The organism is Curtobacterium sp. VKM Ac-2852 (assembly GCF_013205045.1).
GTDB classification, from domain to species: Bacteria; Actinomycetota; Actinomycetes; order Actinomycetales; family Microbacteriaceae; genus Curtobacterium; species Curtobacterium flaccumfaciens.
In genome coordinates this window covers 889,450-909,620 of sequence record NZ_JABMLI010000001.1, presented here as the reverse complement: position 1 = coordinate 909,620, position 20,171 = coordinate 889,450, and the positions used below count along the sequence as shown (strand labels likewise).

The window sequence follows — 20,171 nt, the reverse complement described above, 5'->3', positions numbered from 1 at the left end:
GGCGGCGAGGACCGCGACGGACGCGGGACGGGCCTCCCGGCCGGGGTCGCGGTGGTCACTTCAGACCGGACGACGCGAGCCCGTCCATCACCCGACGCTGCAGCACGACGAACATGATGAGCACCGGCGCCATCGCCATCAGGCTGGCGGCCATCAGCACCGGGTAGTCGATCGTGCGGTCGCTCGACAGCGTCGCGAGGCCGGCGGCGAGCGGCATGTCCTCGGCGCGGGTGGAGACCACGAGCGGCCAGAGCAGCTCGTTCCACGACCACAGCACGGTCGTGATCGCGAGCACGCTGATTGAGGGTCGGGCCAGGGGCAGCATGATCCGCCAGAACGTCTGGAACGGGTTCGCGCCGTCCATCCGCGCTGCCTCCTCGAGCTCGGGCGGCATGTTCAGGAACGCGGTCCGCATCAGGAACGTGCCGAAGGCGCTGAACAGCCCGGGTGCGACGATCCCCATCAGGGTGTCGAGCCAGCCGAGCCCCTGCACGATCTGGTACTGCGAGATCAGGTAGACCTGCGAGGGCACGAGCAGGATCGACAGCACGATCGCGAGCAGGGCTGCCCGACCGCGGAACCGCATCCGGGCGAAGGCGTACCCGGCGAGCGTGCACAGGACGATCTGCGCGAGCGTGCGGATGATCGTGACGTACACGGACGTGCCGAGCTGGCTGAGGAACGGCAGGCGTTCGAAGACCTGCGCGTAGTTCTGCCACTGCAGCTCCCCCGGCCAGAAGACCGGCGTGACGGACTGCACCTGCGCGTTCGTGGAGAGCGACATGATGATCTGCCACAGGAACGGGAACGCCATCGCGAACCCGCCGATGCCGAGCACGACGTGGATCCACCAGTGGCTGCCGCCGCGTCGGCCGGGCCGACGCGCGGTCCGAGGCGGTGTGACGGTGGCGGTCATCCCTGCACCCACTTCCGTTGGACGCGGAACTGCACGAGCGTGACGATGCCGATGAGCAGGAAGATCACCATCGCGATCGCGGCCGCGAAGCCCTTGTCGTTGTCGATGAACCCGGCACTGTAGAAGTAGAAGACGAGCGACATCGTCTTCGGGATCACCGGGTTGGTGCTGCCGAGGATCGCGTACAGCAGGTCGAAGAGCTGGAAGCTCGAGATCGTCGTGACGATCACCACGAAGAAGATGCTCGGGCTGAGCAACGGCACGGTGACCGAGCGGAACTGCCGCCACCGGCTCGCGCCGTCGAGCTCCGCGGCCTCGTAGAGCTCCGGCGGGATGTCCTTGAGCCCGGCGCCGAGGATGATCATCGAGAACCCGAGGGACGACCAGAGGCCGACCAGGCTCACCGCGATCAGCGCGAAGCCGGGGGTCGAGATCCAGTACGGGCCGTCGATGCCGAAGTTCCCGAGGAACCAGTTCACGATGCCGTAGTCGCCGTTGTACATGATGCGCCAGACCAGGGCGATCGCCGCGGGCATGGCGACGTACGGCAGGAAGAAGAGCACCCGGTAGAACTGGGCGAACCGCAGCCCCGGGGTGTTCAGCAGACTGGCGAGCCACACCGCGATCGGGATCCCGGCGAGGACGATCACGGTGTAGATCACCGTGTTGAGCAGCGACTGGTAGAGCTGCGGGTCACCGACGAGGCGGACGTAGTTGGCGACGCCGGTGAACGTGGCGCCCCCGAAGACGCCCCAGCTGGTGAACGAGTACCAGAACGTCTGGATGATCGGCCAGATGTAGAAGGTGCCGACGCCGACGAGCAACGGGAGCACGAAGAGCCACGGCCACCAGCCGTCGGTCCGTCGTGGCGCTCGGCCGCCGTCGGCGCGCGGCGCGGGGGCGCCCCGCCCGGACGAACGTGTCGTCCGGGCGGGGGTGGCTGCGGCCGGGGGCCGCTCGGTGTTGATCGTCACGCGCGGGTCCTACTTTTCCTTGGCGAGGGCGGCGTCCATCTTCTGTGCGAGGTCCTCTGCCACCTGGTCGACGGGCTTCGACCCGTCGAAGGCGCTCGGCAGCAGGGTGGTCTCGAGGGTGTTCCAGGCGGCGGTGTTCTTCGACACCGGCAGCGGCTTCGCGTAGTCCACCGCGTCGAGGAACACCTGCAGGTCGGCGTCGGGCATCGTCTTCGTGAAGGCGCTCTGCGTGCCCTCGTACGCCGGGATGACCGCGCCCATGTCGCCCTGCTGCTGCTGGGCCGTCTTGCCCGCGAGGTAGACCTGCAGCGCCTGGGCGGCTGCTTTGTCCTTGCTCGCCTCGGACACGACGTTCGAGACCCCGTGGATGACGGTCGCCTGCTCCTTGCCCTTGGGCAGCGGGTAGGCGACGACGTCCTTCTCGAGCTCGGTGCCGGTCAGCGCGGAGCGGAACCAGCTGCCGCCCTGGTACATCGCGAGCTTGCCCGAGGTGAACCACTGGTCGGCCGTGGTGTCGGTGAGCTGCTTGATCGAGGGCGATGCCCCCGAGTCGATCAGGTCGGTCCAGAACTGCAGGCCGTCCTCGGAGGCCTTCGTGGCGTACTCGGACTCGGTGCCGTCCGCGTTCACGACCGATCCCCCGGCCTGCAGGATCGTGTTGTAGTACGTCGTCTGGCCGTCCATGCCACCGGCTGCGCCGTAGGCGCCCTTCGCCTGCAGCTTCTCGGACAGCTCGGCGCCGGTCCGCTGGAAGTCGTCCCAGGTCCAGTCCTTGGAGGGCAGGTCCATGCCGGCCTGCTCGAACAGCGACTTGTTCACCCAGACGCCGATGGTGTCGAAGTCCTTCGGTACGCCGTACTGGGTGTCGTCGTACGTGTACAGGTCGTTGAGTGCGCTCGAGTACTTCGACGCGTCGATGTCACCCGACTCGACCTCGCCGGTGATCGGCGCGAGCTTGCCGTTGGCCGCGTACAGCTGGAAGTTCGGGCCGTTCATCCAGAACAGGTCGGGCAGGGTGTTGCTCGAGCCCTGGGTCTGCAGCTTCGTCCAGTAGTTGGCGAACGGCGTGACGTCGACGCTCACCTTGATGTCCGGGTACTCCTCGTTGAAGCCCTTCAGGTTGGCCTTGATGGCCTTGACCTGGTTCTCGTCCCAGACGGCGTAGGTCAGGGACGCCTTGGTGTCCTTCGGCGCGGCTTCGTAGTCGCCGCCGGAGCCGGACGCTCCGGACGACGAGGAGCAGCCGGCCAGGAGTGCGGCCGCGCCGAGGGCGGCGACGGCGCTGAGGAGGACGCGGCGCACGCCGGTTCCTCGGGTGGGGATGTGTGCGGTCATCGGGGTGTCCTTTCGCACGGCCGTCAGGAGCCGACGGTCTGGGCGGGATGCGGGGTGGAGGGGGTGAAGTGCGCGATGGTGTCGGCCGGCAGTGGGGGGACGTCGATGGGGACGGACCCGTTGCGGAGCGAGCGCGTGGCCAGCGCGCCGGCGGCGACCGCGGCACGGGCCGCGATCGGGGAGAGCTCCGACGGTTCGCCGAACGCGACGGACCGCAGGAACTCGGTCATGGTGAGCAGGTCGGCATCGGCGTGCCCGTCCTCGACGCCGTCGATCGGGTACTCGCGGTCCCCCGCGGTGTCCCAACCCCGGCGGTGCGTCCAGACCTTCACGACGCCCCCACCGGTGTCGCCGATGTTCTCGAGGCGTCCTTCGGTGCCGATCACCGTGTAGTTCCGCCAGTAGTCCGGGGTGAAGTGGCACTGCTCGTAGCTGGCCTGCACCCCGTTGTCGAGCGTCATCATCACCATCGAGACGTCCTCGACGTCGACGACGGGGTTCAGCCCGGTCTGGGCGAGCGGCGGCCAGTTGTCGTGGGAGAACCAGTCCCCCATGAGCTCGCCGCTGCGGTCGCGCCGGTCGGTGACGTCGCCGTAGACCGACAGCGACCCCATGCCGACGACCCGGGCGGTGTCACCCCCGCCGAGCGCGTGGATGACGTCGAGGTCGTGGCTCGCCTTCTGCAGCAGCAAGGAGTTCACCTTGCTGCGATCGGCGTGCCAGTCCTTGAAGTAGTAGTCACCGCCGTTGCCGACGAAGTGCCGGCACCAGACGGCCTTGACCTGGCCGATCTCGCCGCGGGCCACGATCTCGCGCATCAGGCGGACCACGGCGGCGTGCCGGAAGTTGTGCCCGACGTACAGCGGCGTGCCGGTCTCCGCCGCGGTGTTCAGGACGGCGTCGGCGTCCTCGACCGTGATGGCCAGCGGCTTCTCGAGGTAGACGGCGATGCCCGCGCGGAGCAGGTCGATCGCGATCTCGGCGTGGGTCCAGTCCGGCGTGGTGACGATGGCCGCGTCGACGTGGCCGGTGAGGTCACGGTGGTGTTCCACCACCAGGGCGTCCGGGTACTCGTCGTGCCCGCGGTCGCGGCCGGCCGCGGTGACGTCCGCGACGGCCACGACCCGGGCCTGCAGCGACGGGTCGTCGGCCGTTGCCTCGGCCACGTGGCGCGCGATGGCGGACCGCTGGCCCATCCCGATCACCGCGACGCGGAATCCTGCGTTGTCAGCGCCCATGCTCATCGCTCCCTTGCGTGAATGTGACGCCCATGATGCCGAATCGATCATGAATGCACAATAGGCGCTCACAGATCGCTCACGCATCCACGCCGGGGAGGGTTTTACACGATCGAAACGTCCGGACCGTTCCGGGGTGGCCGCAGGGGGCGCTCAGTCGGCGACGACGAGCTCCACGCCTGCGCTGGCCAGGTCGGCGGCGAACGAGGCCGGCACCGGCTGGTCGGTGACCAGGACGTCGATGCGGTCGAGCGGGCAGATCCGGGCGAAGGTCGACCGCTCGATCTTGGTCGAGTCGGCGACCACGACGACCCGTCGCCCGACCGAGGCGAAGTGGCGGCTGACCTCGGCCTCGCCCTCGTGCATGGTCGTCGCGCCGTACTGGCCGGTGAGCCCGTCGACACCGAGCACCACGAGGTCGAGGGCGAACTCGTCGAGGGTGTCCCGGACGAGCGGCCCGACGAGCTCGTAGGACTGCCGCCGCGCCACACCACCGGTGACCACGATCTTCACGTTGGCGCGGACGGACAGCTCGTACCCGACGTTCAGGGCGTTCGTCACGATCGTGATGCCGAACTCGCCGTCGGCGCGGATGAACCGCTCGCTCTTGCCGAGTTCACGCGCGACCTCGGTCGTGGTCGTCCCGCCGTTGAGCCCGACGGTCTCCCCCGGCTGCACCAACCGGGCGGCCGCGCGGGCGATCGCCGTCTTCGCCTCGGCCTGCCGGGCGATCTTGTACTGCAGCGGGAGCTCGTACCCGGCCCCGAGTGCTGCCGCTCCCCCGTGCGTGCGCGTGACGAGCCGCTGGTCGGCGAGGGTCGCGAGGTCACGGCGAGCCGTCGCGGCGGAGATCCCGAGCAGCTCCCCGATCTCGGCGATCGACACGTTGCCGCGTTCACTCACCAGTTCGAGCAGGGCGTTCAGCCGCTGTTGGGGGGTCATGACGGTCATCCTACGGCGTCGCCACCGTCCCACGGTGATCGGAAATGACGTTTTGCCCTTCCCTTGCGCACGATCGCTCGCTACGCTTCCTGATCATCGATCACCCGGATCGATCCGGACCCGGAAGGCTCCCATGACCGACACCTTCGTGAGCGCTGAACTGGCCTCGCAGCCGGAGACCTGGCGTGCAGCCGCCGCGCTCCTGCCGACCTTCGCCGATGCGCTCCCTCAGCCGGGCGAACGCGTGGCCGTGATCGGCTGCGGCACGAGCTGGTTCATCGCCATGAGCTACGCCGTCGCCCGTGAGCAGGCGGGCCTCGGCGTGACCGATGCCTTCGCCGGGTCCGAGTACCCCGCGTCCCGCGAGTACGACCGCGTGCTCATGATCAGCCGCTCGGGCACGACGACCGAGATCGTCGACCTGCTGCAGGCCCTGCCGTCGCAGCGGACCGTCCTGATCACGGCCGTCGCCGACAGCCCCGCCGCGGCCGTCGCCGACCAGGTGGTCGCCCTGCCGTTCGCCGACGAGCGCTCGGTCGTCCAGACCCGCTTCGCCACCACGACGCTCGCACTGCTGCGGGCGTCCATCGGTGACGACGTCGACGCGCTCGCAGCCCAGGCCGAGACCGCACTGACGGTGCCCATCGACGACCTGCTCGACGCCGAGCAGGTCTCGTTCGTCGGTCGTGGGTCCGCCGTCGGCCTGACGTTCGAAGCCGCGCTCAAGACGCGTGAGGCCGCACAGTTCTGGGCCGAGTCCTACCCGGCGATGGACTACCGGCACGGTCCCATCGCGATCGCCCAGCCCGGACGGCTCGTCTGGTCGCTCGGTACTGCGCCGGACGGCCTGGCCGACGAGGTCGCCGCCACCGGCGCCCGCTTCGTCCACCACGACCTCGACCCGATCGCCGGACTCGTCGTCGTGCACCGGTTCGCCGTCGCCCTGGCCGAGGGACGTGGGCTCGACCCGGACAACCCCCGGTCGCTCACCCGGTCGGTCATCCTCACCTGATGGGTGGCGCAGGCGCGGTGCTCGGGGTCGACGTCGGCGGCACGGGCATCAAGACCCGGCTGACGACCGCCGACGGACTCGTCCTCGACGAGACCCGGGTACCGACGCCGCGCGACGACCCGGGCGCCGAGCGCCTCGCCGCCGTCGTCGCCGGACTGGCCGCACAGGCCACGCGACGGGCGCAGCTCGGAGCCATCGGGGTGGTGACCCCCGGCGTCGTCGACGAGACCCGCGGCACCGTGGACCTGTCCGTCAACCTCGGGTGGCGCGACGTCCCGGTGCGTGACCTCGTCCGCGCCGAGCTCCTGCGGCAGGGGATCGACGTCCCGATCGCCTTCGGCCACGACGTCCGCGCCGGCGCCCTGGCCGAGGTCCGGGCTGGCGACCCGGCGCTCTCGCGGGGGTCGGTCTCGTTCGTGCCGGTCGGCACCGGGCTCGCGAGCGCCCTGGTGGTCGACGGCGCCGTCGTGTCCGGCGGTGGCTGGGCGGGGGAGATCGGACAGGTCCGGATCCAGGCCGGCCCGCACGCGGGCCACCGCGTCGAGGAGATCGCGTCCGCCGGGGGAGTCGCACGTCGTTCCGGTGTGCCGTCCGCTCACGCCGCCATGCTCCTGGTCCGCCAGGGCGACCCCGCTGCCCGTGCGGTCTGGGACGACTGCGTCGCGGTCCTGGCCGACGCACTCGCCTGGACCACCGCGGTCGCCGGGGTCCACACCATCATCGTCGGCGGGGGACTCGCGGAGTCGGGCCCGCTGCTGCTCGACCCGCTGCGCGACGCCGTCTCGGAGCGTCTGCAGGGCGTCCGTGTCCCCGTCATCGTGCCCGCCCGGCACGGTGACGCAGCCGGCGCCATCGGAGCGGGGTTCCTCGCACGCACGCTGCTCGAGGCCGAGACCGGGGTCCTGCTGTGACCACCCTCGTCCGGGCCCATCGCATCGTCACGGCCCAGGCAGACCTGCACGACGGCTGGCTCGTCATCGGTGACGACGACACCGTTCTGGCGACCGGCACCGGTTCCCCGATGGGCACGGACACCGCCGTCACCGTCGACGGTGTGGTCGTGCCCGGGTTCGTCGACCTGCACGCCCACGGGGCGCTCGGGCACGACTTCGCCGGGTGCTCCGCCGAGGACGCCCGTGTCGCCGCCGGGCACCACCGGTCACGGGGCACGACCACCCTGGTCGGGTCCATCGCCACGGGCGAGCGCGCGGACACCGTGGCCGCCCTCACCCGGCTCCGTCCGCTCGTCGCGGACGGCACGCTCGCCGGGCTGCACCTGGAGGGGCCGTGGCTCGCGCCCGCCCGTCGCGGGGCGCACCGCGTGGACCTGCTGCACGCCCCGGACCCCGCCGAGGTCGACGCCTACTGCGACGCCGCGGGTGGCGCCCTGCGGATCGTCACGCTCGCGCCGGAGCTCCCGGGTGCACTCGAAGCCGTCGCCCGTTTCGTCGAAGCCGGGGTCGTCGTCGCCATCGGCCACACCGACGCCAGCGCCGAGCAGACCCGCGGCGCGGTCGACGCCGGAGCCTCGCTCGTCACCCACCTGTTCAACGGGATGCCCCCGCTGCACCACCGTGCGCCCGGGCCGGTCGGGGTCGCGCTCTCCGACGACCGCGTGCTGCTCGAGTGCATCGTCGACGGCCACCACCTCGATCCCGTGACGGTCACCCTCGTGCAGCGCAGTGCTCCGGGCCGGATGGTCCTGGTCTCCGACGCCATGGCTGCGACCGGCTGCCCCGACGGCACGTACACGGTGGCCGGATCGGCGGTGACCGTCCGCGACGGGCTCGCCGTGCTCGCCGACGGTTCGTCGCTGGCGGGCAGCACGATCACGGTCGCCGACGCCGTCCGCCGCCTGCTCGACGCCGGGACCGCCCTGCCCGAGGTCGTCGCGGCGTCCGCGGGGCGTGCGGCACGCCTGCTCGGGGCTCCGGCACCGCTCAGCGTGGGCGCCCCCGCCGACCTGGTCGTGCTCGACGCGGAGCGCGGCAGCGTCCGAGCCCTGCCGACGGCGGTGGTCGCATGATCCTCGTCGTCACCCCGAACCCGGCCGTCGACGTGACCTACCGGGTCGCCGAACAGCGCATCGGCGAGACCCAGCGCGTGCTCGAGGTCCAGCGGCGCCCCGGCGGCAAGGGGCTGAACGTCGGGCGGGTCCTCGCCGCCACCGGCATGCCGACCCACGCCGTGCTGCCCCTCGGCGGCGACGGCGGACGCTGGATCGCCCACGCCCTCGACGACCTCGGGCTCGTCCACACCGACGTCGCCGTCCGTGGCGAGACCCGCACGACCGTGACGGTGGTGGACGACCTCGCCCACCCGACGATGTTCGGCGAGCCCGGACCCGTGCTCAGCCCCGACGAGTGGGACACGGTCACCGCCGCGGTCGAGACACTGCTCGACGGCGATGTCGGCCGTACTGGCGGCGCCGTCGGTGGCGCCGGTACCGCCGGTACCGCCGATGCCCCGCTCGCAGCCGCCCTGGTCGTGTCGGGCTCGCTGCCCCGCGACTCCGATCCCGCGGTCGTCGCCCGCTGGGTCACCGCCGCTCGCCGCCGCGGTGTGCTCTCGGTGGTCGACTGCTCGGGCACCGCGCTGCTGGCGGCCGCCTCGGCCGGGGCGACGGTCTGCAAGCCCAACCGCGAGGAACTGCTCGAGGCCACGGGCACCGAAGACGAGCGCTCTGGGGCGCTCCGGCTCCTCGAACTCGGCGCGACGGTCGTCGTGGTCTCTCGCGGATCCGACGGCATCGCCGCCCACACCGCCGAGCACGTGCTCGAGGTGCCGGCTGTCCCCGGGGTCTCGGGCAACCCGACCGGTGCCGGTGACGCAGCCACCGCCGGGCTCGTCGGTGTCCTCGTCGAGGTGCTCGTCGGTGCCGGTCTCCCCGCGCCCGACGGCAGCGTCCCGGCCCCCGACGACGCCACCCTGCTCCGAGCCCTCCGGTCCGCCGCCGCGCACGGGGCCGCCGCCGTCCTCCAGCCGGTCGCCGGCGCGGTCGACCCGGCAGACGTCCACCGCTTCCTGTCCACCCCGCCCGCTCCCGCCCACGACCGAACGAGGACCCCCGCATGATCACCGACCTCGCCCTCACCGGCCTGCTCGACACCGCCCGCACGGCACACCGCGGGGTCGGTGCGTTCAACGTGGTGCTGCTCGAGCACGCCGAGGCGATCGTCTCCGGCGCCGAGCTGGCCGGTCTGCCGGTGATCCTGCAGATCAGCGAGAACTGCGTCCGCTACCACGGCGGCCTCGCACCGATCACGACCGCGACCCAGGCGGTCGCACGTGCCGCCGACGTCGAGGTCCTCGTGCACCTCGACCACATCGAGGACCCCGAGCTGGTGGCGGCCGGCGTCGACCTGGGCGTCGACTCGGTCATGTACGACGGTTCACACCTGGACTTCGCCGCCAACGTGGCAGCGACCCGCGAGCTCGCCGTGCGGTGTCACGCCGCGGGTGTCGCGATCGAGGCCGAGCTCGGCGAGGTCGGCGGTAAGGACGGCGTGCACGCGCCCGGCGTCCGCACCGATCCGACCGACGCCGCCGCGTTCGTGGCCGACACCGGGGTCGATGCGCTGGCGGTCGCGGTGGGGACCTCGCACGCGATGCAGACCCGCGAGGCTTCGGTGGACCGCGACCTGGTCGAGCGCCTCCGTACCGCGGTGCCGGTGCCGCTCGTGCTGCACGGGTCGTCGGGCCTGTCCGACGACGAACTCCGCGGCGCCGTGCACGCGGGGATGACGAAGATCAACATCTCGACGCACCTGAACGGCCTCTTCACCCGTGCGCTCCGCACCGTGCTCGACGAGCGGCCGGACGTCGTCGACCCGCGCAAGTACGTGTCAGCGGGCCGGGACGCCATCGCCACCGAGACGGCGCGACTGCTGACGCTCCTGCACGCCTGACGCGCGAGCGGACGCTCAGCAGAGCGGGACGTTCACCGCCAGCCCGCCCATCGCGGTCTCCTTGTACTTCGACGACATGTCCGCCCCGGTCTGCCGCATCGTCTCGACGACCTGGTCGAGCGACACGTGGTGCACCCCGTCGCCGCGCAGGGCCATCCGGGCGGCGTTGATCGCCTTGTTCGCCGCGATCGCGTTCCGCTCGATGCACGGGATCTGCACCAGACCGCCGATCGGGTCGCAGGTCAGCCCGAGGTTGTGCTCCATCGCGATCTCGGCGGCGTTCTCGACCTGCTCCGGCGTGCCCCCGAGGACCTCGGCGAGCCCCGCAGCCGCCATCGACGCCGCGGATCCGACCTCGCCCTGGCAGCCGACCTCGGCGCCCGAGATCGACGCCCGTTCCTTGTAGATCGACCCGATCGCCCCGGCGGTGAGCAGGAACCGCACGACGGCGTCGTCCCGTTCGGCGGCGGGGGCGTCGGCGACCGTGGGCACGTAGGTGAGCGCGTAGTACAGGACCGCGGGGATGATGCCGGCTGCGCCGTTCGTCGGGGCGGTGACGACGCGGCCTCCGGTGGCGTTCTCCTCGTTGACCGCCATGGCGACGAGGTTCACCCACTCCATCGCGAAGAGCGGGTCGTGGTCGGGGTCCTCGCGGGTGAGCTGCTCGTGCCAGGTGGCCGCGCGACGGCGGACGTCGAGCCCGCCGGGCAGGCACCCGCCCCTACGGACGGAACGGTCGACGCACGACTCCATCACGCCGTGGATCCCGAGCAACCCCGAGCGGATCTCGGCGTCGGTCCGGGTGACGGCCTCGTTCGCCAGGGCGACGCCGCTGATCGGCAGGCCTGAACCGGCACACGCGGCGAGCAGCTCGGCGCCGCTCGAGAACGGGTGGGGCACGGCGTCGTCGACCGGGATCGCGGCACCGGCGACGGCAGCCGAGGCGTCCGCCGCGGGCTCGGCTGCCTCGTCCCGCGCGATGAACCCGCCACCGATCGAGTAGTAGGTCTCGTCGGCCAGGTCGGTCCCGTCGGCGTCACGGGCACGCAGCCGCATGGCGTTCGGGTGCCGGGGCAGCATCGTCAGGGGGTGCAGGACGATGTCGGCGAGGCGGAACGGCACGCTCGCACCGCCGTCGAGCCGCAGGACACCGTCGCGTTCCAGGGCCTCGAGCGCGAGGACCATGGCATCGGGGTCGACGGTCTCCGGGTGTAACCCCATGAGCCCGGCGACGACGGCACCGAGGGTGCCGTGACCCTGCCCGGTCGACGCGAGGGACCCGTACAGGTCGACCACCACGGACGTGACGGGCAGACCACGGACGAGGGTGGCGAACTCGGCACCGGCCCGCATCGGGCCGACGGTGTGCGAGCTCGAGGGGCCGACACCGACGCTGAACAGATCGAAGACGGAGACCGGCACGCCGCCACACTAACCCGTCCGGACGGACCGGTGCTCAGCGCCGCGACCCCGACCGCTCAGCGCCGCCGACCACCCTCGGGTGGCATCACGAACCACAGCACGACGTACGCGATCCACAGCGGCCCGGGGAAGAAGCTCAGGATGACCCAGACCACCCGGACCAGGGTGCGGGACAGGTTGAAGCGGTCGGCGAGACCGGCGCAGACGCCGGCCAGGAGACGACCGTTGCGGGGACGGGAGAGTGTGCTCATACCGACGACGCTACGCAACGCCGCCGGTCGAGCGCATCCGGGACGCACCCCGAGCGTGGTGGGGGAAACCCCCGGGCCGGCCCTGAGCGGTCAGGGGATGAGGACGATCTTGCCGCGGGTGTGGCCCTGCTCGAGCTCCTCGAAGGCGTCCTGCACGCGGTCGAGCGGGTAGGTCGCGGCGACGGGCACCTCGATCGCGCCGTTCGCGACCTCGAGGGCGAGCGCCCCGAGGATCTCCGGGTCGGCGGTGTCCGCGCTGCCCGAGGCCTTCGCCCCGACCTCGGCGGCCGCGTCGAACGCGATGATCGTCTCGATCCGGTCGACCGGCACCCCGAGGGCGATGCCGAGCCGGACGTACTCGGCACCGTGGGTGTCGATCACGGCGTCGACGCCGTTCGTCGCGAGTTCGGTGATGCGCTCCTGCAACCCGTCGCCGTACGCGACCGGCCGTGCACGCTTGGAACGGAGCCACTCGTGGTTCGCCTCGGACGCGACGGCGATGACGTCGATGCCCTCGTTCGCGAGCAGCTGGGTGACGAAGCCGCCGACCCCGCCCGCGGCGCCGGACACCACGACGGTCTCGCCCGGACGCGGATCGACCGCACGGACGGCCGCGGCCGCGGTGGTCGCGATGACGTCGAGGCCACCCGCCACGGTCCAGTCGAGCAGGCGTGGCTTCTGGACGACCTGGACGGCCGGCACGGAGACGTACTCGGCCTGGCTCGCGCGGTCCCACGACCAGCCGATGACCTCCTCGCCCTCGTCGACGCCGTCGACCTCGGCCCCGACGGCCACCACGATGCCGGCGAAGTCGGTGCCCTGCCCGGACGGCAGGTCGCCGCCGAACGCACCCTGGCGGATGGCGGACTCACCGGGGTTGATGCCCGCGGCGCGGACGCGGACGAGCACCCGCCCGGGCGTCACCTCGGGAACGGGCACCTCGGCGACGTGCAGGACCGATCGGTCACCCCACTCGTCGAAGCGGACAGCGCGCATGGTCTCCGGGATCTCAGTCATCGTCACCGACGCTACCCCGGCGCGCGGCACCCGGTCTGTGTGGACCGCTCCATCCCTGCGAGGACGCGAAAGGGGGAGGGTGCGAGACTGGGGGCATGCCCATCCTGAACAAGGACATGCAGGTCTGCATGTCGCTGGCCGCGCGACCGAGCAACATCGGCACCCGGTTCCACAACTTCCTGTACGACGAGCTCGGCCTCAACTTCCTGTACAAGGCGTTCACCACGACCGACCTGCCCGGTGCCGTCGCCGGCATCCGTGCGCTCGGGATCCGCGGTTGCTCCGTGTCGATGCCCTTCAAGGAGGCGATCATCCCGCTGGTCGACCACATCGAGGACTCCGCCGCCGCGATCCAGTCGGTCAACACGGTCGTGAACGACGACGGCGTGCTCACCGCGTCGAACACCGACTACGAGGCGATCGCCGCCCTGCTCGGGTCCCACGAGGTCGACCCGGCTTCGCGCGTGCTGCTCCGCGGCTCGGGCGGCATGGCCAAGGCCGTCACGGCGGCGTTCCGCGGTGCCGGCTTCGACCGGTTGACGGTCGTCGCCCGCAACGAGCAGACCGGCCCGGCCCTCGCATCGCAGTACGGCTACGACTGGGTGGCCGACGAGCACGAGGCGGGGGAGACCGACCTGGTCGTCAACGTCACCCCGCTCGGCATGCGCGGCGACCAGCAGGACGCACTCGCCTTCGCGCCGGAACGGATCGAGGCGGCGCACACCGTCTTCGACGTGGTCGCGTTCCCGTCGGAGACCCCGCTCGTGCGGGCGGGCCGCGACGCCGGCAAGCACGTCATCACCGGCGCCGAGGTCATCGCCCTGCAGGCAGCCCTTCAGTTCGAGCGGTACACGGGCGTCGCCCTGACCGACGACCAGGTGGCGCGCGCCAGCGAGTTCTCGCGCGCCGAGTAGTCGACGCACCCACAGGGCGGACGGGAGGCCAGTGGCGGCACCGCCACGGGCCTCCCGTCCGTCTCGTGGGACGTCTCAGGCGTTGGCCGCGCGCCCGACGGCCACCCACTCGAGGCGGCGGAGCGTCTCGCGGTTGCGGATCCAGATGAGCGGCTGCATGAGGAAGTCGGGCACGTACGAACCCGGCCCGGCCACCGCGTTCTCGGTGATCGTGACCTTGCTGCCGTGCCGGTGCGGTTCGACCGTCAGCTCGACGCGGGCCTCGCCGATGGGCCAGCCCTTCGGCTGGATGACCATGCGGTGCGGCGGCTCCCACACCAGCGACGTCGTGACGTCGTTGATGACGATCGGCCACGCGCCGAACGAGTGGTGCAGGTGGGTACCGACCTGCGGCCAGCCGGACTCCTCCTGGCGCATGCGCGAGGCCCCGACCACCCAGGTCGTGTAGAGCCACCCGTCGCCGAGCACGTCGAAGACGGCTTCGGGACGGCAGTGCAGGATGCGGACGTTCTTCGCCATGTGATCAGCCTTCCGGGGTGAGGTCGACGTCCTCCGGCAGGCCGAAGGTGTGCCGGAGTGCGCTCTTCGCCGCGTGCCACCCGGCCATCCCGTGCACGCCGGGGCCGGGCGCGGAGGACTCGGAGCACAGGTACATGCCGCCGCCCATCCGCCACGGGTCGCTGGACAGGACGGGGCGCTTGACGAGCTGCCAGAAGCTCGCGGCACCGGCGGCGATGTCGCCACCAACGTAGTTCGGGTTGTACTCGCCCATCTGCACGGCGGTGCGGGAGCTCGACGACAGGATCGTGTCGCGGAACCCCGGCGCGAACCGCTCGATCTGGCGGGTGACGGCCTCGGTCGGGTCGACGTCCGACCCCGCGGGGACGTGCGCGTAGGCCCAGAAGACGTGCTTGCCCGCCGGTGCCCGGGTCGGGTCCACCACGGTCGGCTCCGCCCCGAGCACGTACGGGCGCTCGGCGTGCTGCCCGTGCGCCACCGCACGTTCCGCCGCCGCGATCTCCTGGCGGGTCCCGCCGATGTGGACGGTCCCGGCCTTCCGCAGCGGCTCGTTGGTCCACGGCACCGGGTCGGACAGCGCGAAGTCGACCTTCGCCGCCGCGTTGCCGAACCGGAAGCGACGCAGCGCACCGCGCTTCGGGGTCGGGATCTGCTTGCCCGCGATCCGGAGCATGCCCGGCACGCTCGTGTCGAACAGCACCGCCTTCGCCGGGGTGAGGTCACCGAGCGACCGGACCTCCTGCCCGGTGACGATGCGGCCGCCGTGCGCGACGAGGTCGGCGGCGAGCGCGTCGACGATCGCCTGGCTGCCGCCGATCGGCACCGGCCAACCGCGGGCGTGCGCGTACGAGCCGAGCGACAGTGCCGCCGCCGCGGTGGACAGGGACGGCAGGTGCTGGATCGAGTGCGCGGCGACGCCGGACACCATCGCCGGGGCGGTCTCACCGCGGAAGCGCAGGTTCCACGCGGCGGTGCCCTGCTCGAGCGCCCGCAGGCCGAAGCGCAGAACGGTCAGGGGGTGCCGCGGCACGTGCAGCAGCGCGTCGGTCGCGAAGTCGGCGACCTGGTCGGCGTTCTCCGCCAGCGGGGCCATCAGCTGCTTGAAGGCCGGACCGTCGACCCCGAGCTCGGCGGCGGTGCGGTCGAGGTCCTGGTAGGCGATGCCGGCGCGGCCGCCGTCGAGCGGGTGGCCGTACTGCACCTCGGGCAGGCGGAGTTCGATGCGCTCTTCCATCCGGAAGAGCCGGAAGAACTCGGACTGCAGGGCCATCGGGTGCACGGCGGAGCAGACGTCGTGCAGGAAGCCGGGCAGGGTGAGCTCGGCCGTGCGGGCGCCGCCGCCGATCGTGTCGTTCCGTTCGACGACCTCGACCGACAGTCCGGCGCGTGCGAGCGTCACCGCTGCCGCGAGCCCGTTCGGTCCCGCTCCGACGACCACCGCATCAACCATGCACCGAGCCTAGGGACTCGTGACTGCGTGTGGTGTCGGTCAGGTGCGCGAGGTGTCGGGATCCGCCGGGTCCGACTCGTCCTGGTCACCGTCGGCGTCGTCGGGCTCGTCGGCGTCGACCGGGGTCGATCCGACGGGGTGCTCGGCGAGCAACTCGGCGAAGTCCTCGTCGAGCATCTGCTGCAGCCGGTCGTCGCGGCCGATCTCGTAGTCGTCCGCCGGGCGCTGCGCCCAACCGAGGCGTCCGACGACCGTGGTGCCGATGTCGTCCCAGGCGCGGGCCCGCGCGGCGAGCACGATGCCGTCGACGAAGTGCTGGTCGTCGCGCCGCTTGTCGAGCATGGTGGCGAGCTGCTCGTACGTGGCCTCGCGCATCCGGAGCTTCAGGTCGTCGCCCCGCCGGTAGTCGTGCTGGTGGCGGGAACGGCCCTTCTGCTTGCTCGAGGTGGAGCGGATCTCCCGCATGCGTGCGGCGTCGCCCCGCTGTTCCTCGGCCATGCGGTGGAGTTCCTCGCGCGTGGCCTCGGCGATGAGCGCGTGGTCGAAGTACCCCTGGTCACGCAGGGCGTTCGTGATGATGCGGTTGGCCACCGCGATGGTGACGGCGGCCTTCGCGATGAGGAAGCCCTCGTCGACCGCCCGCTTCAGTTCGACCTGGCTGATGGGTCGATCGCGCACGTCGGGGTTGCGTCGTCCGAACAAGGCCATGCTCCGACGATACCGGCGACCGGTGTCGGTCGGTCTGCACGACTGTCGCGCGGGCACCCGGTGCCGACGCGCCGCGCACAACCGAAGTGCCGTCGAACCGGCCGTCGGCGCGGTTCGGATGGGCTTTGGTTGTGCGGCGCTGCGGCACACCGGGAGCGCGGCCAGCGGCCAGCGGCCAGCGGCCAGCGGCCGTCGGCCGCGGCCGGCGGCCTGCACGACGGCGACGGGCGTCAGAGCAGCAGGCCGTACACCGCGACGTCGACACGCTCGGGCCCGAGGGGCAGCGCGCCGCGCAGGGTGCCCTCGTGCGCGAAGCCGAGCCGCTCGGCGAGCCCCCGGCTCCGCGCGTTGTCGACCGCCGTCCGGATCTCCATCCGTGCGGACCCGCGCGCCCGGGCGACCCCGATCAGCACGGTGGCGGCCCGCCGGACGACACCACGGCCCTCCTGTCCGGCGTCCACCCAGTAGCCGAGCGATGCCTGGCCCAGGTACGGATCGAACGTCAGCGAGGCAACCCCGACGATGCGGTCGTCCGCCCGGATGACGCAGGGCAGCGCGCGGTCCATCGCGAACTGACCGAGCAGCCGCTCGGTGTGCAGGGCGATGGCCTCGCGGGTCTGGGGGTCCCAGGCCCAGGGCTCGGCGGCCCGCAGACGATCGGTGTTGGCGTGCACGAGTGCGAGCACCGGGTCGACCGTCGTCAGGTCGCGCAGCGTCAGCGTGTAGCCGTCACCGAGGTCGCGTCCGAACGTCGTCACCGTCCAGACACTAGGCACCCCTGCCTGTCACTCGTACCGGAGCGCCTCGATCGGGTTCTGCCGTGCCGCTCGTCGTGCCGGCAGGGTGCCCGCCAGGAACGCGATGAACATCACGACGAGGATGATCGTGGCGACGGAGCCCGGCGCGAACTGCATGATCTGCAGCCCCGGCAGGTCCTTGAGGAGCGTGCCGGCCAGGACGTTCGAGATCCCGGTGCCGAGCAGGATCGCGACCCCGGCGCCGATGGCACTGCCGAGGAACCCGATGAACACCGCCTCGAGCGAGAACAGCGTGTAGACCTTGCCGCCACCCATGCCCATCGCCTTCATCAGGCCGATCTCGCGGGTGCGCTCCTGCACGCTCATGAGCAGGGTGTTGATGATGCCGAACCCGGCGGCGACGAGCGCGATCACGGCGAAGGCGTTCAGGACCCCGACGATGCCGCTGATCACGGTCTGGAACTGGCCGAGCTGGTCCTGGATGGTCTGACCGAGGAACCCGTCGTCGGCCAGGGACTTCTTGACCGTGGTGACGGAGGCGTCGGCGTCGAGCGTCGCGGTGGCGCTGGCGTAGGACGTCGCGATCGAGTCGGGCTTGCCGATCTCCTGCGCGGCCTGCATGGCGTCGGTCAACGCGGCGTTCGCCCCCGCACCGCTGCCGAACAGCGACTCGTTCTGCACCCCGACGACGGTGGCGGTGAGCGTGTGCGCCTTGCCCTGGTAGTCGTCGACGGCGAACGTGAGCTCCTTGCCGATGGCGGCCGACGCGCTGCCGAGGCCCATGTTCTTCAGGTAGTCCGTCGGCAGCATCACCTGGTTGGCGTCGGTCTCGTCGTCGAGCTGCTTGCCGCTCGCCAGGTCGGCGTCGAGCTCGCCGGCGTTGGCCGTGAGCGACACGACGTACTTGCCCTTGTCCCCGTACTCGGCGTACTTCGGTGCGAGGGCGACCGCGGGGCGGAGGCTCTTGATGCCGTCCGTCTTCTTGATCGCGTCGACGTCGGACTGCGACAGGTACGAGAACGACGCCGGGCCACGGTCGACGCTCTGGCCGGACTCGTCCGGGTCGTACTTCGCCGGGCCGCTGTCGGTCGAGGTGCTGTCGACCGCCTTCGTGATGGTCAGCGAACCGGTGTCGCCGATCGAGGAGACCTGGCTGTCGATGTAGTTGCTGACGCCCGTGCCGATCGCCGACGTGAGGGTGATCGTGAAGGCGCCGATGAAGATCGCGATGACGGTCAGGGTCGTGCGCAGCTTCGAGCGGAAGGTGTTCGAGACCGCGGTGCGCAGGAGGTCGAGGAAGTTCATGCGGAGTGCCTTCCGTGCGTGGCAGACGCGTCGACCACGTCGTCGGGTCCGCCGACGATCAGGCCGTCGCGGACGTTCACGCTGCGGTCGCAGCGCGCGGCGAGCTCTTCGTCGTGCGTGACCACGACGAGCGTGATCCCCCGCTCGCGCTGCAGCCCGAACAGCATGTCCTCGACCACCTGTCCGGTGTTCGTGTCGAGGTTGCCGGTCGGCTCGTCGGCGAAGATCACGCTCGGCTCGCCGACCAGCGCCCGGGCGATGACCACGCGTTGCTTCTGGCCGCCGGACAGGTCGTTGGCGTCGTTCTTCGCCTTGTCGGCCAGCCCGAGCGCATCGAGCGCCGCCATGCCCCGGCGCTTCCGCTCGGCTCCGGAGACACCGGCGATCTTGAGCGGGAGCACGACGTTGTCGAGCACCGAGGTCTTCGGCGTGAGGAAGAACTGCTGGAACACGAACCCGAAGGTGCTGTTCCGGGTTCGGTTGACCTGCCGCGCACCGAGCGTCGCCGCGTCGGTGCCGTCGAGCAGCACCTGTCCGGCCGACGGCTTGTCGAGCAGTGCGAGCAGGTGCATCAGCGTCGACTTGCCGGAGCCGGACTTGCCGACGATCGCCAGGCTCTCGCCCTGGTGCACCGCCAGCGACACCCCCTTGAGCGCGTCGAACCGCGTCGCGCCGCGGCCGTAGGTCCTGGCGAGGTCACGGGCCTCGAGCACGGGAGTGGTCATGAGTTCACCGTAGTGTCCGGTGCACGACTGCAAGTTTGCGTTTGCTGTAGATCATGTGACGTTCCGGTTACAGTCGGGCCATGCCCGACTCCGCGACGCCGTCAGAACTCGGTCTCCGTGACCGCAAGCGCATCGAGACCCGCAACCGCATCGCCGAGGCGGCTCGGTCCCTGGCCCTCGAGCAGGGCGTCGACGGCACCACGATCGAGCAGATCGCCGCGCGGGCCGACGTCTCCCCGCGGACGTTCTTCAACTACTTCGAGAGCAAGGAGGACGCGGTCCTCGGGCACACCGAGCTCGACCTCGAGCCCGCCACCCTCGAGGCGCACCTGGCGGCCGTCGCGGGGGAGCCGGCGGCGCAGGCCGTCGTGGACCTGGCGTTCCTGGTGTTCGGGTCGTCGTTCGGCGAAGAGCACGAGCGGCTCGAGCGCAAGGCCGTGATCGTGCGGTTCCCGCAGCTGATGCGTCGGCAGGTCGCGCGGATGACCACCGTTGCCGAGGCGATGACCGGCGCCGTGCGCACGATCCTCGAACGCGACCCGGCCTGGGGCCCGGAGGCCGCCACCCCGCAGGCGGCCGAGATGCTCCTCGGCATGTGCATGACGGGCCTCCGCAGTGCCGCTCGGCACGAGGGTTCCGACCCGGAGCAGGTGCGGGCGGCGGTGGTCGCGTCGATCCGCGACACGGCTGCGCGCATCGCCGCGGCCTGAGACGCGACCACGAACGGACGGGAGGGGGCCCCACCAGCCGGTACCGGCGCACCGCGCCAGCGGGGCG

At 71.5% G+C, this 20,171-nt stretch carries 21 protein-coding genes; 7 read left to right on the top strand and 14 right to left on the bottom strand.

Annotated elements, in window-relative coordinates:
* Nucleotides 1-55: 55 nt before the first annotated feature.
* The 5 genes from HQQ79_RS04490 to HQQ79_RS04470 all read right to left on the bottom strand — a co-directional run bounded on the left by HQQ79_RS04490 (nt 56) and on the right by HQQ79_RS04470 (nt 5,405).
* On the bottom strand, nt 56-916 hold the full coding sequence (locus tag HQQ79_RS04490) for a carbohydrate ABC transporter permease (RefSeq protein ID WP_071245605.1): 861 nt from the start codon (nt 914-916) through the stop codon (nt 56-58).
* Nucleotides 913-1,890: a carbohydrate ABC transporter permease gene (locus HQQ79_RS04485; RefSeq protein WP_027466814.1), complete on the bottom strand. Its 978-nt coding sequence runs from the start codon at nt 1,888-1,890 to the stop codon at nt 913-915. The genes HQQ79_RS04490 and HQQ79_RS04485 overlap by 4 nt, the downstream gene beginning before the upstream one ends.
* Nucleotides 1,891-1,899: 9 nt before the next feature.
* Nucleotides 1,900-3,225: a sugar ABC transporter substrate-binding protein gene (locus HQQ79_RS04480; protein ID WP_173032651.1), complete on the bottom strand. Its 1,326-nt coding sequence runs from the start codon at nt 3,223-3,225 to the stop codon at nt 1,900-1,902.
* Between the two features lie 23 nt (nt 3,226-3,248).
* The gene (locus HQQ79_RS04475; protein ID WP_173032649.1) at nt 3,249-4,469 is read right to left on the bottom strand and encodes a Gfo/Idh/MocA family protein; all 1,221 of its coding nucleotides are present in this window, start codon (nt 4,467-4,469) and stop codon (nt 3,249-3,251) included.
* Nucleotides 4,470-4,616: 147 nt separating this feature from the next.
* A complete protein-coding gene (locus HQQ79_RS04470; protein ID WP_027466817.1) occupies nt 4,617-5,405 on the bottom strand; it encodes a DeoR/GlpR family DNA-binding transcription regulator in 789 nt (262 codons plus the stop codon).
* Between the two features lie 133 nt (nt 5,406-5,538).
* Here HQQ79_RS04470 and HQQ79_RS04465 point away from each other — a divergent pair, with 133 nt between their 5' ends.
* From HQQ79_RS04465 to HQQ79_RS04445, 5 genes are read left to right on the top strand one after another with little or no spacing between them, the layout of a single operon-like run.
* Nucleotides 5,539-6,417 (top strand): SIS domain-containing protein, encoded by an 879-nt coding sequence (locus HQQ79_RS04465; protein ID WP_071245609.1) that lies wholly within the window; start codon nt 5,539-5,541, stop codon nt 6,415-6,417.
* Nucleotides 6,417-7,328, top strand: a complete 912-nt coding sequence (locus HQQ79_RS04460; protein WP_173032647.1) for an ROK family protein — start codon at nt 6,417-6,419, stop codon at nt 7,326-7,328. The genes HQQ79_RS04465 and HQQ79_RS04460 overlap by 1 nt, the downstream gene beginning before the upstream one ends.
* Nucleotides 7,325-8,443 carry an N-acetylglucosamine-6-phosphate deacetylase gene (nagA, locus tag HQQ79_RS04455; RefSeq protein WP_173032645.1) on the top strand — a complete coding sequence of 373 codons (1,119 nt, stop codon included), beginning with the start codon at nt 7,325-7,327 and terminating at the stop codon, nt 8,441-8,443. Before HQQ79_RS04460 ends, nagA begins: the two co-directional genes overlap by 4 nt.
* The gene (locus HQQ79_RS04450; protein WP_173032643.1) at nt 8,440-9,492 is read left to right on the top strand and encodes a 1-phosphofructokinase family hexose kinase; all 1,053 of its coding nucleotides are present in this window, start codon (nt 8,440-8,442) and stop codon (nt 9,490-9,492) included. Before nagA ends, HQQ79_RS04450 begins: the two co-directional genes overlap by 4 nt.
* Nucleotides 9,489-10,325: a class II fructose-bisphosphate aldolase gene (locus HQQ79_RS04445; protein ID WP_173032641.1), complete on the top strand. Its 837-nt coding sequence runs from the start codon at nt 9,489-9,491 to the stop codon at nt 10,323-10,325. Before HQQ79_RS04450 ends, HQQ79_RS04445 begins: the two co-directional genes overlap by 4 nt.
* Nucleotides 10,326-10,340: 15 nt before the next feature.
* On the opposite strand, the gene HQQ79_RS04440 is transcribed toward HQQ79_RS04445, so the two are convergent.
* The 3 genes from HQQ79_RS04440 to HQQ79_RS04430 form a co-directional block, all read right to left on the bottom strand.
* Nucleotides 10,341-11,747, bottom strand: a complete 1,407-nt coding sequence (locus HQQ79_RS04440) for an L-serine ammonia-lyase (RefSeq protein ID WP_173032639.1) — start codon at nt 11,745-11,747, stop codon at nt 10,341-10,343.
* Between the two features lie 56 nt (nt 11,748-11,803).
* Nucleotides 11,804-11,998: a PspC domain-containing protein gene (locus HQQ79_RS04435; protein ID WP_027466823.1), complete on the bottom strand. Its 195-nt coding sequence runs from the start codon at nt 11,996-11,998 to the stop codon at nt 11,804-11,806.
* Between the two features lie 90 nt (nt 11,999-12,088).
* Nucleotides 12,089-13,015, bottom strand: a complete 927-nt coding sequence (locus HQQ79_RS04430; RefSeq protein ID WP_254066063.1) for an NADP-dependent oxidoreductase — start codon at nt 13,013-13,015, stop codon at nt 12,089-12,091.
* 95 nt (nt 13,016-13,110) lie between these two features.
* Between HQQ79_RS04430 and HQQ79_RS04425 the strand changes: the two genes are divergently transcribed.
* Complete coding sequence (locus HQQ79_RS04425) at nt 13,111-13,929, top strand: shikimate 5-dehydrogenase (protein ID WP_173032637.1); 819 nt, start codon at nt 13,111-13,113, stop codon at nt 13,927-13,929.
* Nucleotides 13,930-14,004: 75 nt separating this feature from the next.
* On the opposite strand, the gene HQQ79_RS04420 is transcribed toward HQQ79_RS04425, so the two are convergent.
* The 6 genes from HQQ79_RS04420 to HQQ79_RS04395 all read right to left on the bottom strand — a co-directional run bounded on the left by HQQ79_RS04420 (nt 14,005) and on the right by HQQ79_RS04395 (nt 19,394).
* Nucleotides 14,005-14,448: an SRPBCC family protein gene (locus HQQ79_RS04420; RefSeq protein ID WP_173032629.1), complete on the bottom strand. Its 444-nt coding sequence runs from the start codon at nt 14,446-14,448 to the stop codon at nt 14,005-14,007.
* A gap of 4 nt (nt 14,449-14,452) precedes the next feature.
* Nucleotides 14,453-15,898, bottom strand: a complete 1,446-nt coding sequence (locus HQQ79_RS04415) for an NAD(P)/FAD-dependent oxidoreductase (RefSeq protein WP_173032628.1) — start codon at nt 15,896-15,898, stop codon at nt 14,453-14,455.
* A 39-nt stretch (nt 15,899-15,937) separates the two neighbouring features.
* Nucleotides 15,938-16,606, bottom strand: a complete 669-nt coding sequence (locus HQQ79_RS04410; RefSeq protein ID WP_027466829.1) for a hypothetical protein — start codon at nt 16,604-16,606, stop codon at nt 15,938-15,940.
* Nucleotides 16,607-16,836: 230 nt separating this feature from the next.
* Nucleotides 16,837-17,364, bottom strand: a complete 528-nt coding sequence (locus tag HQQ79_RS04405; protein WP_071245631.1) for a GNAT family N-acetyltransferase — start codon at nt 17,362-17,364, stop codon at nt 16,837-16,839.
* A gap of 27 nt (nt 17,365-17,391) precedes the next feature.
* On the bottom strand, nt 17,392-18,669 hold the full coding sequence (locus HQQ79_RS04400; RefSeq protein ID WP_173032626.1) for an ABC transporter permease: 1,278 nt from the start codon (nt 18,667-18,669) through the stop codon (nt 17,392-17,394).
* Complete coding sequence (locus HQQ79_RS04395; RefSeq protein ID WP_051597014.1) at nt 18,666-19,394, bottom strand: ABC transporter ATP-binding protein; 729 nt, start codon at nt 19,392-19,394, stop codon at nt 18,666-18,668. The genes HQQ79_RS04400 and HQQ79_RS04395 overlap by 4 nt, the downstream gene beginning before the upstream one ends.
* 80 nt (nt 19,395-19,474) lie before the next feature.
* On the opposite strand from HQQ79_RS04395, the gene HQQ79_RS04390 reads away from it, so the two are divergent.
* Nucleotides 19,475-20,104: a TetR/AcrR family transcriptional regulator gene (locus HQQ79_RS04390; protein WP_173032624.1), complete on the top strand. Its 630-nt coding sequence runs from the start codon at nt 19,475-19,477 to the stop codon at nt 20,102-20,104.
* The last annotated feature ends 67 nt before the right edge of the window (nt 20,105-20,171 follow it).